12 protein-coding genes and 1 riboswitch are annotated in these 17892 nt (G+C 46.5%); of the genes, 9 read left to right on the forward strand and 3 right to left on the reverse strand.

All coding sequences use genetic code 11. From position 1 onward, the window contains the following. Positions 1 to 106: 106 nt before the first annotated feature. The 3 genes from QHH26_05645 to QHH26_05655 all read left to right on the forward strand — a co-directional run bounded on the left by QHH26_05645 (position 107) and on the right by QHH26_05655 (position 4048). Entirely contained in the window at positions 107 to 1765 is a 1659-nt protein-coding gene (locus QHH26_05645) for a fused MFS/spermidine synthase (protein MDH7481449.1), read from the forward strand. 208 nt (positions 1766 to 1973) lie between these two features. After that, on the forward strand, positions 1974 to 3554 hold the full coding sequence (locus QHH26_05650) for a gamma-glutamyltransferase (protein ID MDH7481450.1): 1581 nt from the start codon (positions 1974 to 1976) through the stop codon (positions 3552 to 3554). Between the two features lie 11 nt (positions 3555 to 3565). Beyond that, positions 3566 to 4048 (forward strand): GNAT family N-acetyltransferase, encoded by a 483-nt coding sequence (locus QHH26_05655; protein MDH7481451.1) that lies wholly within the window; start codon positions 3566 to 3568, stop codon positions 4046 to 4048. Between the two features lie 158 nt (positions 4049 to 4206). On the opposite strand, the gene QHH26_05660 is transcribed toward QHH26_05655, so the two are convergent. After that, positions 4207 to 4842, reverse strand: coding sequence for a hypothetical protein (locus QHH26_05660; protein MDH7481452.1), 636 nt, complete (start codon positions 4840 to 4842; stop codon positions 4207 to 4209). 305 nt (positions 4843 to 5147) lie between these two features. Between QHH26_05660 and QHH26_05665 the strand changes: the two genes are divergently transcribed. The 5 genes from QHH26_05665 to QHH26_05685 all read left to right on the forward strand — a co-directional run bounded on the left by QHH26_05665 (position 5148) and on the right by QHH26_05685 (position 14337). Continuing rightward, positions 5148 to 7826, forward strand: a complete 2679-nt coding sequence (locus QHH26_05665) for a hypothetical protein (protein MDH7481453.1) — start codon at positions 5148 to 5150, stop codon at positions 7824 to 7826. 54 nt (positions 7827 to 7880) lie between these two features. Beyond that, positions 7881 to 7975, forward strand: a riboswitch (cyclic di-GMP riboswitch). Between the two features lie 125 nt (positions 7976 to 8100). Beyond that, a complete protein-coding gene (locus tag QHH26_05670; GenBank protein MDH7481454.1) occupies positions 8101 to 8331 on the forward strand; it encodes a hypothetical protein in 231 nt (76 codons plus the stop codon). Between the two features lie 71 nt (positions 8332 to 8402). Beyond that, positions 8403 to 10562: a DNA helicase PcrA gene (gene pcrA, locus QHH26_05675; GenBank protein ID MDH7481455.1), complete on the forward strand. Its 2160-nt coding sequence runs from the start codon at positions 8403 to 8405 to the stop codon at positions 10560 to 10562. A gap of 51 nt (positions 10563 to 10613) precedes the next feature. Further along, positions 10614 to 11651 carry a Gfo/Idh/MocA family oxidoreductase gene (locus QHH26_05680; GenBank protein ID MDH7481456.1) on the forward strand — a complete coding sequence of 346 codons (1038 nt, stop codon included), beginning with the start codon at positions 10614 to 10616 and terminating at the stop codon, positions 11649 to 11651. A gap of 223 nt (positions 11652 to 11874) precedes the next feature. Further along, the gene (locus QHH26_05685) at positions 11875 to 14337 is read left to right on the forward strand and encodes a YCF48-related protein (GenBank protein MDH7481457.1); all 2463 of its coding nucleotides are present in this window, start codon (positions 11875 to 11877) and stop codon (positions 14335 to 14337) included. A gap of 4 nt (positions 14338 to 14341) precedes the next feature. Here QHH26_05685 and QHH26_05690 read toward each other — a convergent pair whose 3' ends face one another. Continuing rightward, positions 14342 to 15433 (reverse strand): Nif3-like dinuclear metal center hexameric protein, encoded by a 1092-nt coding sequence (locus QHH26_05690; protein MDH7481458.1) that lies wholly within the window; start codon positions 15431 to 15433, stop codon positions 14342 to 14344. Between the two features lie 48 nt (positions 15434 to 15481). Next, entirely contained in the window at positions 15482 to 16600 is a 1119-nt protein-coding gene (locus QHH26_05695) for a D-cysteine desulfhydrase family protein (protein ID MDH7481459.1), read from the reverse strand. A gap of 33 nt (positions 16601 to 16633) precedes the next feature. Between QHH26_05695 and nifS the strand changes: the two genes are divergently transcribed. Next, positions 16634 to 17788 carry a cysteine desulfurase NifS gene (gene nifS, locus QHH26_05700; GenBank protein ID MDH7481460.1) on the forward strand — a complete coding sequence of 385 codons (1155 nt, stop codon included), beginning with the start codon at positions 16634 to 16636 and terminating at the stop codon, positions 17786 to 17788. Positions 17789 to 17892 lie beyond the last annotated feature (104 nt).

Raw genomic sequence — 17892 nt, forward strand, 5'->3', positions numbered from 1 at the left:
AAGGATTGACAATATGCTGGATAAGTGTTTGAATTGTTCTATAACCGCTTATGCTAATAAAAGAAAGGCTAAGAAGAAGAGCCAGTAAATAAAAGGGAGAACATTAATGGCATTTGCAAGCAATCTATATGGTATATCAATATGGCTCTTGGTATTTGCAACTGGCTGGTTCGTAATGCTTACAGAATTGGTAGCCGCACGCGTTCTAGCTCCCTATTTTGGCAACAGCATTTACGTATGGGGCAGTGTTATTGCAATTTTCCTAGTCACGCTTGCAATTGGCTATGCTTATGGAGGTCGGCTAACTAGAAAATCAATTTCGGCTTTCGTTCCCATAACCTTGGCCGCAGCAGCAGGTTTGTATGTTGCCGCCACACCACTCTATCAAGATTTACTCTCGGGATGGCTCTGCAAAACGGGGCTTGAGCTAAAATGGGGAGCGCTGTTTGCGTCCATCATTTTGTATGGTCCACCCATGGTTCTACTTGGAAGCGTATCTCCGTACTGCATTCAACTAGCAACCAAGGTGCATACCGAAGCTGGCCACCATGCAGGCTTGCTATATGCTATCTCCACTGTGGGAAGCTTTGGTGGAAGCCTGGTTACTGCCTTTTACCTAATACCAATGCTCCCATTAACAGCAATTACGGTGATTGCCGGTATAACACTGGCTGCAATTGCTCTAATTGTTGCTCTTGTTATATTAAAGAGAACTCTCCTGGCTGTTGGGCTAACTGCGATATTGGCTGTGGTTGCGGTAATATTAGGATGTCGCCATAACGGTTCATCTTGGCATGCACTTAAGGCATACCAGTATCCACTACAAAACTACCTCCTTAGCAATACTCCTCCTTCGGAAATGCGCCCAATTTTAGAGAAAGCGCAAGCAGAAGCGCGCAAGGAAGCAGAAAAGTTTATGCAAATGCCCGCTACTACAATCCTTGAGCGAGAAACACCTTATCACCACATCCACATCTATCAAGAAGGACCAGTACGTAAGTTGGTATTTGGAAAAGCCCAATTCCGTTCGCCACAAAGTGTTATTGATATGCGAGATCTCCGATACCATTCTTCCGAGTATACAATGCTATCATTTGCCGCAATGCTTTACCAACCCAAGCCCAAGCGGGTTTGCATTATCGGGATAGGTGGGGCAGTTATCCCTCGAGCATTAGAGTTGTGTGTTCCCGGCGTGAAGATAGATGCAGTAGAAATAGACCCCACAATTGTCCAACTAGCACAGAAGTACTTTTATTGGCGACCAAGCAAGAATACTCGCATATACATTGGAGATGGCCGTTGGTTTTTGAGTTGTTGCATCACAAATAAGAAACCGAAATACGATTGGATAATACTCGATGCTTATAGTGACGACTATGTGCCGTTTCATCTCACCACTGTTGAATTCTTCAATATAGTAAAACGTGCGCTAGCTCCGAATGGCGTGGTAGCATCTAACCTTGCCGTTACGGACGACCTTTATGGCTGTGAAGCACGCACACTTCATGCAATTTTCGGAAACGCAACTTCCTTTATTGGACATCGCAGCGGCAATATAATCCTTGTCGCCCAAAATGGCCGGAGCAAATCTCTTACTGCAGAGGAAGCAGCCAAAGCGGCAAAAAGAGTCAAACTCCCGCCCAATTCCGGTATAGACATGCGACATATAGTCAGCTGTCTTGCGGAACAAATGACTTACGCCCCTACAGGACCAATCCTAAGCGATCGCTGGTCGCCGGTTGAGATATTACTTAAGCGCCAATAACAAACATCCCTATCTCGTCTATTTTGTGTTACATATCGAAGGCTAATTAAATCATCCGCCACTAAGAAAACAACTCTTTCTACAACTGATGCCAATCACAACGGCATTCACTGCTAGCCCATATTTAAGAGAGCAACAATAGGAATTTTATAATTCCTAGACGAAAAATTGGTTAAGAAAGACAATTGCGGGGAGGCTTGCAAATCCTATGGATAACGAATGCATAAGCATAAAAACTGGTGAAGTCATCGGACCTCATCCTAGGGCGGTAGAAGTTGGAAAGCGCGTGCTCGCGGAAGGCGGAAACGCAGTTGATGCAGCAGTGGCAGCCGCATGGGTCTCAGCGGTTGTGCGACCAGACCAGAACGGAATATGTGGATACGGTGGTGCTATTGTTATTCACTTTGCCAATGAAAAGCAAACGCATTGCATAGATTTCGATACTGAAGCCCCGGGCGCAGCACATGAGAATATGTATTCGCTTGTAGAAGACCCCAATGCACTTTACCGTTATGTGGACGCAAACAAGGCAAACCAGCGAGGATATCTATGTATATCGGTGCCCGGTACAGTTGCCGGACTCTCGCACGCCGCTGAGAAATTTGGCACAATGAGCCTTTCTGACCTTATCCAACCCGCTATTCAAGCTTGTTATGAGGGTTTTGATATAGACACTTACTTAGCTGGACTCCTCAAAAATCAAGCGGAGACGTTTATGCAATATCCTGGCACAAAAGCCATGTTCTACCCAAATGGAGAACCACTTCCAGAGGGCACAATAGTACCAAACCCTGAATCTGCAGAGGTCCTTAAAGCAATAGCCAAAAATGGACCAGATGCTTTCTACAAGGGAGAAATTGCGCATCATATTGCAAAACATGTTCAACAATACGGTGGAATACTTACCTATGAAGACATGGCTGCCTATCGTCCTAGAACTCCTCAGGCAATCGAAGCCGCAGTCGGTAATCTGACGATTATGACGGCGCCTCCCCCGGCAGGTGGGATAAGCCCGCTGCAGGCAACCTTAGTTTCTGACCAACTTAGCAAAATGATTGACCTCGAACCAAACAGTCCGGAGGAAATTCGTTCACGTTTAGAAGTTTTGCGCCTAGTTTGGTGGGACCGCTTCGACCACCTTGGCGACCCAGCTTTTGTATCATTCCCTTATCTTAGCCTAATCGAAAGCGGCTATGCTGGAGAACTGGCTTTTAGAGTCAAGCATGTTCTAAACCAAAAACCGACGAACCTGGGACCGGAAAGCCAAGCGGGCCAAGGAGGCACGGTGCATATTTCTGCAGTTGACAAGGATTGCAATCTCGTATCTCTTACGCTAACCCATGGCCTTGGACTGGGTTCGGCAGTTGTGATTCCTGGCACCGGAATGGTTATGAGCGGCGGCATGTTCTTGTTCGACCCCGCCCCAGGCAAAGCGAATTCCCCTGCCCCAAGGAAGCGACCGCTCAACAACATGTCGCCAACGATTATACTAAAGGACGGAGAACCATTTATTACAATTGGAGCAACTGGCGGCAGAAAAATCATTGGCAATATGCACAGCGCACTTGTTCATATTGCTAGGGGCTTAAACGTAAGAGAAGCATTTCTTGCTCCTAGGATTCACTTTGAGACACGCGGCAAAGTATTTATCGAATGTGCTTCCCCAGAAACCCAGGAATATCTTAGGGCATGGGGGTTTGATGTTTGCCAAGGTAGCGCAGAACTAGTTGGCATTCAACTAGACCTCGATGCCGAACGGATAATTTCTGCCAGTTGGCGCCCGAAATAGGAGTATTAAAAATGGACAATTTAACAATTCGCCCAGCACGGCTTGAAGATGAAGAGAGGCTAGCCGAGATTATAGTGGCTGCTTTCGGCGAATCAACTATTCACGCAAGAAGAGAAAAGTTATATGGCATTCTCGGCGGCATCACATGGCAACAGCGAAAGGCAGAGGAAATTCGAAATACGCTCAGAAGCCGCCCTGATTGCGTATGGGTTGCCGAATTAAATGGCAAGATTGTTGGATTCGTTACATATATCTTACACGACGGTGAGCTTGGAGAGATCGGAAATAACGCAGTAGACCCAGCATTTCAAGGGCGAGGCATAGGAAAGGCACTTTACAAACATGTGCTCAACCTAATGCGCGAAAAGGGCTGCCGATACGTCGAGGTCGAAACTGGTCTTGACGAGGCCTATGCTGCCGCCCGTGCCGCATACGAAAAGGTAGGATTCCGCCCCTTGTTCCAATCAATTAGGTATACTATGAAGCTGAAATAGCTTATCGTTGAGCTTCATAGCCAGAGAAGCTAGAAAAGCAAACAGGGTTTTGTCCATAAAACTTGAGATGCAAACCTTGTGCGTTAAAAATGCCCTCCTTCATCTAACGTTTGCTAATGAAGGAGGGCACGGGGTAAAGACTGCCTGGTAGGCTTCGTTTAGAAGGTTGCGTTCCAGCCTAGTCTGATGAAGTAGTCTGGTTTTGTTGCAGAACTATTTGGAAAACTGTGTGCCGCCCACAGGGTGGCCGTTTTCCCTATTTGCAACCTAAATCCAGCTGTTAATCCATTCTCTTCGCCTGAGATATAATCCGCTTGGACTGCAAACTTCGGGCTGAGGGTCTTGTCAAATCCAAGCATCACGCTGGAAACACCCTCCATTTTAATCACCCCAGCATGCAGTCGAGCAGGCTTGAAGCTTTTGCTCATTACCAGGTAAGGCTGCTTCTCCGTATTACGAGAGAAGTTTTGGACGCCTATAGCAACTGCTGGACGACCACCATCCTCCTCCAAGCATCTCCATTTGGCGTTCATCCAAGCATCAAGGTGTCCATCTTCTATTCTCTGGTCTACGCCGACCTCTACACCGTTACCCGCTCCTATCTGGAGGAGCACATATGAATCCCCCTCGGGGCCAAAGCGCATCCCCCCAGAGTATGGGGTCTCCACCATAAAGACATCCTTTTCAAGGACGTCAGCAGTCGGGATTATATTGAGACCTGTTGGTGAGCAATAGCTATTCCCCAGGCATATACAGACAAGGCTGAGCGCAAAAACATATTTTAATTTGCGCAAATTTCACCTCCTCCGCTCAGGCAAGTCGTCCTCCCCCAATGGTAATACTCGGCGATTTGCTTTGTATACATGAGAGTGAAAACTTAAAAAGCAAGATTTTGTATTAGCGCCATTGTAATATTAATTGTTGAAAGATTCATAAAATGGCATTCTTTCTGATATTAGCCGGCTCAACTCCCAGCAACTAACACAGCGACTTTGGAAATGAGATTATGTTTATCATAGAGTGAATGCACCTTCAACATTTGCATATCAAGTTGCGTCCTATTACTGAATAGGAATTTAACAGCACAGGAGGCAAGTAAATGAAGTTTGGTTTGTCCAGGGCTAGCATAAGTATTCTCAGTATTGTCATGCTACTATTGCTTGCAACATTCGCCTTTGCGCAGGATGAATGGAGCACCGTACCCTCGCTTTTCCAATATTTGAAGGATAATTATGGCCAAAATTCGGAGGCGATAGTATCAGCCGAAGGAACTGCCCCCAGCGAGAAACAATACCAGGAAGCTCATAAAGACGCCAAATTGCTTCCTCTAGAAAAACTTGCATCATTGTATTGCCTGAGGCTCTTTCAGCAGGACGGCATTTTCGTCCTTGCCCCTGCGAAAAGACCTGATTTGACGGACTTGGCGAAAGGGCGAGCAAAACCGATAAGGCCACTCTCAATGCTTATAAACCAATTAGTTTTCAGTATGACCAACCGTCAACTTCGTCTCCTTGGCTCGCAAAATGGACTACCATTTTCTGAGCTTACAACCGACCAGCAAAAAATTATGGCCGAAATTTTCTCAGGACCAAGGGCTGTTGTTCCAGTGGAACCCGGGCAAAATGCAGACCTTTCTAAGGCAAAACCGGCCGAAAAGCTGGATATTAAGAATTGCTACCTGACTGCGCACCTATCGGTAGATTACTTAACCATCCAAGGTCCACAGTCTGAAAATCAGCGCTATCCGTTTGGTTCATACTTCAACATAAATTGCACCCAACCAAGGAGCAAGGCAGGATGGGTTCTTGCAGACTTACGAATCAGAGATGAAGGTGGATATAGACTAAGACGGATGCCTCCACCATGGGAGCCAAAGCAAATAGACAACTGCATAAAAGAATCTGATTTGAATTTTTCTCTAAAAGCCCTCAACAAACCAATTCAACTGTCAGGTACAACAACCATTAGTGAACTTTCGTCGGTAATTTCCAATAGTACAGGTATCAAGCTTTATGCAAGCCCAGGCTCAAACAACATTCAGCTATATGTTCAAGGTCGAGGTGTTTCTGCAGGCCGGCTATTAAAAGCGGTCGCCTTGGCAACGACGGGAACATGGCGGCGCTTCGAGGATGGATACATATTCTCAGTTGACCGAATGGGCATTGGCCAAATTGCAGCCAGATATCGTGAACTTCAAAATAAACTCACGGCTGACCAACAAAACATTGATAACAAAACCTCTGATTCAATCAAGCGGCACAATATTTTGACAATGCTGCCTCTTGATTTAACAGGACGCTTTAAATTAGGCAATCAACAACTAGAATCTCTGGTTCTGAATGATGCCGCTGGAGGGCTTACTTGGGACTCAATCAAACCAACTCAGAAAGCCTTCATCGAGAAAGAGCTGATTACTGCAGAGGGGAGAGGCTCACTACCGGCTGACCGAAAGTTGGTATCCGTCATCCCAAACATCGTTGTTAAGCTTACCTTCAACTTCCAAAATCCCGGGCCAGTTGAGCTGTCATGGGAAGCACCCGGCGGAGTCGCGGGAGTTGAAATATTCCCTATCAGGTATACCTCCTACGACCGGACTGCATCTTTAAAAGATGCTGAGTCGGGCACTCGTGTAGTTTTAAATTCGCCAATGCGCGCGTGCGTTTGGAAGCCTGCCGCAGGTGAATCACCCGAATTTATAGCCAAATCACTTAAGGAGCATGGTTTTAACAACTTATTCCTGCGAGTTTTTACTTCCGGATATACTGCGTTTCCGAGTCGGAACTTTCCGATGATGCAAGGTTTAGACCAAGATTACCTTAAAAGGGTAATCATAGCAGCGCACAATCAAGGAATTAAAGTTTTCGCTGTGCTTGACGTTCTCCGCTGGTCAGATGGGACAAATAAGAACTGGGTGAGAAAGGAAACTGGGTTGCTTGATTTCGATATTTTTGGCCGAACAAGGTCCGAAAGCCTTGCCGCAACAAAGATTAGCGACGCCGATTTAGCCGATTTGGAATTCTACTACGGCGAAGGAACCACAGGCAATGCAGTCAATCCAGCAAATCCTGAAGTCAGCGTTAGGCTTCGTGCCCTGCTCGATGAGCTTTCTGCTTATGAGATTGATGGATTAGCCCTCGACTATACGTCAATGCTTATTCCAACGTCAAGAGGAAGTATGAGATATGGTGGTTCCCTGCCAAATCCAATTGGGAACCCTGGCCATAACGATGTTATGCGGCGGGAGTTTTTTATTGAGTTTGGAGCGGATTCCATTGATATACCCGAAGGTCCAATTCGCAATCTAGATTGGCTTCCACTCCAACAGATAGTCTCCGCATGCACTGGGCTCCAAGGCCAATGGGAACTGCTGTACAGAACAGCATGCGATAATTTGCTAGACTCGCTTCTCAGAAGATGGAACTCGTCGAAGAAAAATTCGCCTGTCTGGCTTATAGATACATTTGGAATCGAAAGGCCATCACACGACCTCTCGGGGTTCAAGAAGCGCATTCAAGGAGTTATACGTACATTCGCCCCATATTCAACAGACGAAGACGGATACTACAATGAGGATTTCGAAATAATTCCTATCGTTAGAGCAACAGAGCGAGTGGGAACTGCACGCTTTGTAAATACCATAATTAGCTTGCAGTCTCCAGGTTTTAGTAGTGCCCAGCCTTTGGCAGCTAAAGGCATAGTTGTTGACCTTACCGCCGCTGGGAAACGCAAAATTGACTATCTAACTCTTATTACCTCTCCTGAAGAGAAATCCCAGTAATTTTACGGGGTAAAAGCCCATATTCTTGTACCAATAATTATATTGGTAACTAGCAACCGAAAAAGGCAAACTCGTCGAAAGGCGGGGACGCAAAGCCGCTGGGTCTAACTCTCCCGACGATTAGGAGACATGACTGCCAGGCTGCCGAAGTTAGCTGATTACCGCGGGACAACCATTTTCCCATTTTAGGAAGCATAAATGGAATCCCGCAGTAACCACAGCGCTTAATGGCGCCTATTTTTGCGTTTCCTAAACAGGGTCGGGGCACAACAATATGGACCTTGCGGAATCCGAACTTGCCAAACCTGCCATCGAAAGGTTCAAGGTCGAAGTACTAGGCGGAGATGCGGTTTTTCTCACAGACCGCAGGCTCGGCCACAAGATCTATATGGCACCTAAACGTATGTCTCGACCAGAATTACGCCGCTATATTGCCCTTCTAAACAGCGACCTCAAACGCCTAACAATCCAAGATTTTTTTGCCAAATACGGTTTGCGCGGATAATTAAACTCAAAGTGCAAACAACTATACCTTCCCAGAAAGGCAGACGATGGGCTATAATGTCATAGACGCCCATGGAACATATCCTCAAAGACTTGAATCCCGCCCAAAGGGAAGCCGTATGCCACTCAGAGGGTCCTCTCCTGATTTTTGCAGGAGCAGGAAGCGGCAAGACTCGTGCTCTTACTTACCGAATGGCTTATTTGATTGGTGCAAAGGGTGTAAGGCCGTCCAATATCCTTGCAGTTACCTTTACCAATAAAGCCGCGCGGGAAATGAAAGAGCGCATTAAAGGTTTAGTTGGAAGTCGAATGCTAGAACAGATGTGGGTTGGTACTTTCCACTCCGTCTGTGCCCGAATGCTTCGAGAACGAGGCGACCGAATTGGTTTGGATAGGAACTTTGTCATATTCGATGAACAAGATCAACTCACGCTTCTTCGCGAATGCCTGGAGCAGCTAAACATTGACGAAAGATTTTACCCTGCTAGGCAAATACAATGGCATATCAGTCATGCTAAAGAACAGATGATTATGCCTGAAGAATATATCAACCTCTACAAAGGTGCTCTCGAGAACCAAATCGGAAAAGTTTACCCCCTCTACCAAAAGAAGCTTCTTGAAAATCGGGCACTTGACTTCGACGACTTAATTTTATATGCCGTGTGGCTACTCCGAGAATGCCCGGACGTTCGCCAACATTACCAACAAAAATTCAAGCATATTCTCGTAGATGAATATCAGGATATTAATCATTCTCAGTTTCAATTTGTGAAACTACTTGCCGAGGAACATCGGAATATCTGCGTAGTTGGAGACGACGACCAAAGCATTTATTCATGGCGTGGCGCAGATGTGGGAATTATACTAGGATTCACAAAGCATTTTCCAGATGCAAAAGTGGTGAAGCTTGAGCAAAATTACCGCTCGACTCGGAATATCCTCGACGCAGCCTATCATGTTATCTCAAAAAACTCTACACGCGCTGAGAAAAAGCTTTGGACGGAACGCGGGGAAGGGGCGCTCCTCGATAAAATCGAAGCGTCGGACGAGCACGACGAGGCGTCGCAAGTTGTTAACCGGATGCGTGATAAGGTTTTGGCAGGTGAAAGGGAATATTCCGATTTTGTGGTGCTATACCGGACAAACGCTCAGTCACGTGTGTTTGAAGACGTTCTCCGCAACTATCGCGTGCCATACAAGATTATTGGAGGCTTCAGATTCTACGAGCGCAAAGAAATCAAAGATTTGCTAGCCTACCTTCGCCTTGCTTACAATCCCTCAGACACCGTAAGCCTACTGCGCATCATTAACGTTCCTCCACGTGGAGTTGGGCCTATCACCATCGAGCGTATACGGGACTTCGCTGAAAAAGAGGGCATAAGCCTCTACGAAGCATTGCACCGGCTAGAAGAAATAGAAGTACCTCGTGCACGACGTGAGTTGAATGCACTTGCCAAGCTAATCGAGTTTCTCCATTCTAAACAAGAGGAATACTCTGTGGGTAAACTACTAATCGAGATTGTGGAGAACACCAATTACATAACAGAGCTTCAAAAACAAGGGACTCACGAAGCAGAAGCAAGGGTAGAAAACGTTAAAGAGCTTTTCTCAGTAATAAAAGAATTCGAGGAAATAAGCGAGAATCCAACGCTAGCCAAGTTCCTCGAAGAAATGGCACTAATGTCGGATATTGACAGCTATGAAGAAAATGAAAATGCAGTTGTGCTTATGACCCTTCACTCAGCAAAGGGACTAGAGTTTCCTGTAGTTTTCATGGTTGGCATGGAAGAAGGTATATTCCCTCACAGCCGCTCTATGCAAAGCAGAGAAGAGCTTGAGGAGGAACGCAGGCTGTGTTATGTTGGAATGACGCGAGCTAAAGATGAACTTTGCTTAAGTTATGCACATACTCGGACTCTGTTTGGCGAGCACAGGCGCATGGTTCCGTCTCGGTTTATTAGGGAAATTCCGCCTGAAATGTTCGTTACCCATAGGCCGACAACACAAGCTGATATGCCAACTTCACAGCTTTGGGTGGGCACTGAAAAACAAAGAGGACCGACAATAGCCTTCAAGATTGGAGACTATGTAAGACACAGCGTTTTTGGCTTGGGAATAGTGATTGATATTAAATCAGATGACAAAGACGTACAAATCACGGTTGCTTTCGAAGAAATTGGCGTAAAAAGGCTAATGCTTTCATTTGCGCCGCTTGAAAAGGTAGAAGTTTAGAATTAAGCAACTCAATTACTCGCTTCCTGATATCCCTTGGAGGAACAAGAAATGGAAAAAGTCGGTTTCGGAATCATTGGTGCGGGACAATGGGGAGAGCTACACGCGAGGGTGTATGCCTCGTCACCACACGTAATTCTTGCCGGCGTGTGCGACTTAATTGAGCATCGTGCCGAGTCAATTGCGCAAGCGTATGGTGCTGTTCACTACAAAGATTACGCTGAGCTTCTTGCAGATGAAGCTATCAGTGCAGTCTCCATCGTCACGCCTGACTTCGCACACGCGGAAATCGCTCTAGCGGCAGCAGAAGCAGGCAAACATATTCTTGTCGAAAAACCCCTCGCTATGACGGTCGAAGAATGTCAAGCAATCATTGATGCCGCCAAACGTTCAAACGTAAAATTAATGGTTGATTTTCACAACCGCTGGAGCCCGCCATTCTACAAAGCATGGGAAGCAATCCGCCGAGGTGATATCGGTGAGCCGCAGCATGTTTACTACCGCCTTAACGACACAATCTACGTGCCAACAACGATGCTTACCTGGGCAGAAAAGTCTACGGTGGAATGGTTCATAGGTACCCACTCAATAGACACCATCCGCTGGTTACTCCAAGACGAAGTTCGACGAGTATACGCTGTTTCACGATCGCGTGTTCTTAAAAAAATGGGCATTAATACCCCAGACTTTTATCAGGTTACTCTGGAATTCAACTCAGGCGCAACAGCGCATGTTGAAAACTCCTGGATTCTTCCAAAGACAACACCGAATATAATTGACCTCAAATGCGAAATTATTGGCGATAAAGGTGCACTGTACCTTGATACAAGTCATGCACGAATTTTGGAAAAGTATACAGAAACCGAGGCCTCCTACCCCGATGTTCTAGTTATGCCTCAAATTTACGGCGCGCAGATGGGTTTTGCTGCGGAAAGCATTCGCCACTTCATCGATTGCGTTCTACATGACCGCGAACCGAGGGTAACAGGCGAAGATGGCCTCATAGTAACTCAAATTATTCAAGCGATTGAACAATCAGCAAGAACAAATAACCCCGTAGAAATACCAGTTTTTTGCAGTAGTAGTTGACTAGGTAGCCATAACAAGTTATAATAAACAAGCTGGTGCTTCTCGTATAGATGGGTAATAAAATTCCTTGTGATTTTTCCGCTTGATTCAAAATTACCGCCACGGATGGTTTTCGCCAGCCGAATTATCCTATCGCATACTTCTTTGATGTGCATAATGCCGCTTTACTCCAAGATCTTAATCTCATTACTTGTTGCAAATCCGTCGTTAAAGTGATTAAAAAATGACAAATATCAGAACAATCCTGTGCATATTAGTTTGGGTCATCGGAACAGTTTTCCCCTTGCCAGCATTCGCGGCATTATCCGGATGGTTTTGGCAAAACCCACTGCCACAGGGGAACAACTTAGCAGACGTACACTTCGTAAGCGCTTCCGTCGGCTGGGCTGTTGGCGATGTCGGCACAATCTTAAAAACAACTGATGGAGGCGTTACATGGAATGTTGCGTCCTCACCAACCCTTAACAATCTGACAAGCGTGCATTTTGTTGACAATGTCAACGGCTGGATTTGCTCTCAAGAAGGCTTGATTTTCAAAACAACAAATGGGGGTTCTAGCTGGAACAATTCAAGTCCGTCGTCCCCAATTGCAGCAAGCTCTATATACTTCATAGATAAAAACACTGGATGGGTTGCGGGAGACGGAATACTCAAGACCACCAACTCTGGGGCAACATGGTCTGTTCAGCTATCAGGCACAAACACTCCGTTCCTAAATTCCATCTTTTTCATAAACTCTCAGGAAGGATGGGCGGTAGGGGCAATAGACCCTGAAACTGGACAAGGAACAATTCGCCACACTACCAATGGTGGTCAGAATTGGGAAAAGCAGACGTCTAACGTAGACTATGAGCTTATCTCTGTATACTTCGTAAGCCCAACGCATGGCTGGGCTGTTGGCGCCAATGGAACAATTATAACTACATCAAATGGTGGAGCTACTTGGGTACCCCAAACATCTGGCACCACAAATATGTTAAATTCTGTGCAATTTTTATCCGACAGCATAGGCTATGCAGTTGGACAAAGCGGCGAAATATTATATACCAACGATGGTGGCACCAACTGGCAGAAGCGAAATATGCCAGGCGTTAACAGTTCACTGAACGGAGTATTCTTCATAAACTCCAGTACCGGTTGGGTAGTAGGCGCAGGAGGCAAAATTCTCTTAACGACAAACTCGGGACTAACATGGAACTTACAAGCCGGTTCGAGTATAGGTAAGTTGAATGCGGTATGGTTTGTTGACACGGAAAATGGTTGGGCGGTAGGAGATGCTGGAGTCATACTTCACACAACTACCGGTGGAACCACTTGGTCGATGCAGAATTCAAACACTGGGCAAATCTTATTTGGTGTTCATGCCATTAGCAGGTTGAAATGCTGGGCAGTAGGGGGAGGTGGCACCATACTTGCCACTACAGATGGCGGTGAAACCTGGTTTCCCCAATCATCAGGGAAAACATTAACGCTCAAAGGTGTTTATTTCCTAGATGAAAACAAGGGATTTGTGTTGGGACAGAGCGGCACAATATTAAAAACAACAAACGGTGGCAACACCTGGCAATCCGTAACATCAGGAACCACTTCTACCCTTAATTCCATCAGATTCGCAGATGCGCTAAATGGCTGGATTGTTGGAAATAGTGGCGTTGTACTTAAAACAGTTGATGGTGGTGAAAGCTGGACTAGGTTGCCAACCGGTAAAACTTCGATGTTGACCTCCGTTGACTGCTGGAGCTCAACGCATGCTTGGATTGCTGGCAACCTGTTCGATGATAATCTAATAACACAGATACTAAGGACCACCAATGGTGGAGCAAGTTGGTCTTCTGTACCCGCAGGTGTAGGAACAAACACCCTTTACGCGCTTGACTTTATTGACAACAATTATGGCTGGGGTGTTGGTGATTTGGGAGCGATTACCCGAACGCAAAACGGAGGCGACAGCTGGCTGAAACTTACCTCTCCAACAAGTAACCCGCTTAATTCGGTTTGTTTTGTAAATTCCCGTATAGGCTGGGCAGTGGGAGCAATGGGGACCATCTTGAAGACAATGACCGGTGGAGAGACGATAGAAGAAGTAAACAATATTAGCGACCTGTTTACCAAGCTAGACAATTCGTGGGTAAGCCTCTCAAATAAAATCGTCTCTGCCAAGTTTAGCGATCATTTTTACATCCAAGAGCCCAGCCGTTGCTCAGGCATCAGAGTACATTGGAATGGCCCAATGCCTGCCGAAGGAGATGTCGTCACTGTCTTCGGCATGCTTTCTACATCAAACGCTGAGCGGCAAATTGAAGCAGTTAAAGTACACAAATCAGGCAGCTTAGGACAGACACCAAGCCCTCTGGGAATTTGCAACCGCAACCTTGGAGGAATAAGCCCAGGTCCGCCGACACCGAGTGTGTTTGAAGCAAATGGCCCTTATAACATTGGACTCAAGGTTAGAGTCTGGGGTGAAGTAACAGCGGTAGTTCCTAACAGCCATTTTTATATCGACGACGGAGCACACCTCACCGACCAATATGGCAACATCGGCGTGAAGGTACTTGCGCCGCCTCCTGCTGGGCTAGAAATTGGAAAGTTTGCAATTGTAGTTGGTATTAGCGGTGCGGAAATTTCAGGGTCGCAGATTATTCGGGTAATTCGCGTGCCCGAATCAGGCACGATAACCTTCTACTAAAGTTTTAATCAGCACCAAGTATTAATTCGTCCACATATTCTACAGTCACCCCATGTGGCGAAAGTATATCATGGAGCCTAGGAGCAAGGGCAATCATTCCTGGCCGTTCAGTTTCAAAATGCCCAGCATCAATAACCATCAACCCAAGCGTTCGGGCCTCCACAAACCGATCATGCCTCAAATCGCCAGTTACAAATACATCCACCCCTTTTGAATACGCCGCCTCGACCTCTCCGCTGCCACCTCCTCCAACGACCGCCACTGTCTCGACCGGCGCACCCGAATCACCGGACACGCGAAGTACCTCGTTATTAAGCACATCTCGAACTAAACAGCAAAATTCGCCAAAGGTGGTTGGTTCCCGCAATTTTCCATACCTACCCAACCCCCACTCCTTGCCTTTGTTCCAAAGGGGATAAACATCATACGCAACTTCTTCGTAAGGATGAACCGCCAACATAGCACGCAAGACATCATGCAAGCGCTTCTCAGGAACGATTGTTTCAAGCTTAAACTCCGCTGTCTGCTCCAATTCACCTACATGGCCAATATATGGTGTTGCACCCTCCAACGGTTTGAAAGTCCCAGTTCCCGGAGAGCGAAAAGTGCAGTGAGAATAATTGCCAATCCATCCTGCACCGGCTTCGCATACAGCATTAAGAACGTCATCCACAGCTTCATTTGGCACAAATACCGCAAGCTTGAAAAGCTTCTCGCCGCCAGTAACCTTGAGAATCTGGGGATCTGCAATTCCCAGCCGGTCTGCCAGAACATCATTGATGCCACCATCCGCACAATCGTAGTTTGTATGCATAACGTAGAGACTCACGCCTGCATTCACTAGCGCATAGACTATTTTCTGGGGGTATTGGTCTAGCCGAATTGAACGTAACGGGTTGTATATTAGCGGGTGGTGCGCGATAATTAAATCGGCTGACCTAGATTTTAATAACGGAAGGGTAACATCAACTGTCACAACTATCGAGCGAACATCCTGGCCTGGGTCTCCAATCATTAATCCAATTCGGTCATCTGGCAACATCCGCTCGGGTGGGGCAATATCTTCAAGTATTGGTATAATATCGCGCAATAGCATATTCAGCCTCCGCAGGGAACTCCTACCGCCAAGCGAAAACCTACTAACTCACTGACTAAGGGCAACTGCCTCATCGTAGAATATATCTTTATACGCAAAAAGGCCTCCCGCGCCGCCAGTATGCCAAAAGAGAACTGGGCGTTCGCTACCAATCTTGCCTTCTCTCGCAAGATCAATCAAACCAGCCATCGCCTTCCCCGTGTAAACAGGGTCGAGTATCAAACCCTCCGTCCTCGCAGCCAACAGTATCGCATGCTTGCCACTTTCTGTTGGAATGCCATATGCTTCCCCAATATACCCATCGTATATCTCAAATGCATCAAATGTTAGCTCACCATCTGCCCTCAGAAGATCCCAAACACCAACCGTAATTTTCCTCATTTGTTCTCGGATATGAGCGGCTGAACGACTTACCGAAATTCCTATTACGCGAGCTTCGGGCAGGAAAAGGTGGCATCCGACAACAACCCCTGAAATTGTTCCGCACGACCCAACTGCTAAAACTATGTCGGGGTTCACAATACCCAAATCATCCAACTGATGCGCAAGTTCCTGAATGGCTTTCACATAACCCAACGCCCCAAGAGGAGTGGACCCACCAACAGGGATTACGTATGGCTTCCTTCCCTGAGATTTCAATCGTTCCGCCTCTGCAGCCATAACGTCTTCAAGTTGAACACCGCCTACGCCTGGAAGGAAACGAATTTCGGCACCGAAGATGGTATCAAGAAGAAGGTTGCCCTGAAATTCGTCAGGCTTTGGGTCGTTCAGAAAAAGAATTGCATCCATTCCAAGTTTTCGAGCAGCTGCCGCAGTCATTCGAGCGTGGTTCGATTGCCGTCCCCCACATGTGAGGACAACATCAGCGCCAAGCTTTTTTGCTTCAGCCATTAAGTACTCCAGCTTCCGAGCTTTATTTCCTCCAAGCGCAAGCCCTGTGGCATCATCACGCTTGACAAGTAGCCGGCTAACGCCAATTTCCGCTGCCAAACGAGGCGCATCTTCAAGCGCCGTCGGAAGATGTGCAAGCTTGATTCGTGGCAAATCGTCTAGTATCATAGCATTGCAATTGTACCCTTTGAAAAAAGTATAGTCAATGCAAATGAAAGGAAGAACTGGCGAATTAGGGAATATAGTTTCAATGTGGGGACAGTTGGTGGAAATCATCCCTAATTTTTCCCTTCGCCCAAGGAGGATTCCATGAAAAAACTTATATATATGGACAATGCTGCAACAACTCCGATGCATCCAGAAGTACTTAATGCGATGATGCCCTTCTTAACCGAGGAATATGCAAATCCTTCGACACTTTATTCATTTGCAGGGAAACCAAGGCAAGCAGTCGAAGATGCTCGCGCGCAAGTCGCTTCATTAATTGGCGCAAACACAAAGGAGATATACTTCACCAGCGGCGCAACTGAGTCGGATAACTGGGCAATCAAAGGCACTGCTTTTGCGCTTAAATCTAAAGGAAACCACATTATTACCAGTGCAATTGAACATCATGCCGTCATTGAACCCTGCGAATTCCTCAAAAAGCAGGGTTTTAATATAACTTTCCTGCCGGTAGATTCGGATGGCTTAGTAGACCCCGAAGATGTAAGAAACGCAATTACAGATCAAACAATTTTAATTTCAATAATGCACTCAAATAATGAAATTGGCGTAATCGAGCCAATAGCCGAAATTGGAGAAATTGCTCGCGAGAAGGGTATTCTTTTCCACACAGACGCCACTCAGTCTGTTGGCAAGGTCCCAATCAATGTTAACGAATTGAAAGTAGACATGCTTTCGCTATCGGCACATAAGTTTTATGGGCCTAAAGGAGTGGGAGCGCTCTATATCCGAAAAGGCGTTAGGATTGAAAACTTTATGCACGGCGGCGGCCAAGAAAACGGCAAGCGCGCAGGCACCCACAATGTGCCTGGCATCGTTGGCCTTGGGAAAGCCGCAGAGCTTGCAAAGGAAACCATGGCGGAGGAAGCAGAATACCTAACTCGCCTAAGAGATAAACTCATCCAGGGAATTCTCACAAGAATCCCCGACAGTCGACTGAACGGGCATCCTACCAAACGCCTCCCCAATATTGTAAACGTCAGCATCAAGGGAGTCGAAGGCGAATCTATGATTATCTCTCTCGATATGATGGGCATCTGTTCGTCAAGCGGTTCCGCTTGCACCTCCGGAACGCTTGAAGCCTCGCATGTACTTCTCGCCCTCGGCTTGCCCCATGAGCTCGCTCATGCCTCCCTAAGGCTTAGCCTTGGCCGCGAGAATACAGAAGAGGACGTGGATACAGTTATCAATGCTCTGCCCGATATTGTTAAAAGACTGAGAACCATATCACCAATGTAGGAAATAGGCAAACACTGGATGGTTCTTAAAAGGAATACCTTGACAAAACCTCCTCCCAAGTGCTATACCAAAGTCAGGCTCTCGCCTATGGTAAGGAGGTACCT

It is taken from the genome of Armatimonadota bacterium (assembly GCA_029907255.1).
Taxonomy (GTDB): Bacteria; Armatimonadota; UBA5829; order DTJY01; family DTJY01; genus JAIMAU01.

Bases quoted from the DNA above. Each gene is read 5' to 3' on its own strand.
- QHH26_05645 (MDH7481449.1), top strand. From the start codon at position 107: ATGGCATTTGCAAGCAATCTATATGGTATATCAATATGGCTCTTGGTA.
- QHH26_05650 (MDH7481450.1), top strand. From the start codon at position 1,974: ATGGATAACGAATGCATAAGCATAAAAACTGGTGAAGTCATCGGACCT.
- QHH26_05655 (MDH7481451.1), top strand. From the start codon at position 3,566: ATGGACAATTTAACAATTCGCCCAGCACGGCTTGAAGATGAAGAGAGG.
- QHH26_05665 (MDH7481453.1), top strand. From the start codon at position 5,148: ATGAAGTTTGGTTTGTCCAGGGCTAGCATAAGTATTCTCAGTATTGTC.
- QHH26_05670 (MDH7481454.1), top strand. From the start codon at position 8,101: ATGGACCTTGCGGAATCCGAACTTGCCAAACCTGCCATCGAAAGGTTC.
- pcrA (MDH7481455.1), top strand. From the start codon at position 8,403: ATGGAACATATCCTCAAAGACTTGAATCCCGCCCAAAGGGAAGCCGTA.
- QHH26_05680 (MDH7481456.1), top strand. From the start codon at position 10,614: ATGGAAAAAGTCGGTTTCGGAATCATTGGTGCGGGACAATGGGGAGAG.
- QHH26_05685 (MDH7481457.1), top strand. From the start codon at position 11,875: ATGACAAATATCAGAACAATCCTGTGCATATTAGTTTGGGTCATCGGA.
- QHH26_05690 (MDH7481458.1), bottom strand. From the start codon at position 15,433: ATGCTATTGCGCGATATTATACCAATACTTGAAGATATTGCCCCACCC.
- QHH26_05695 (MDH7481459.1), bottom strand. From the start codon at position 16,600: ATGATTTCCACCAACTGTCCCCACATTGAAACTATATTCCCTAATTCG.
- nifS (MDH7481460.1), top strand. From the start codon at position 16,634: ATGAAAAAACTTATATATATGGACAATGCTGCAACAACTCCGATGCAT.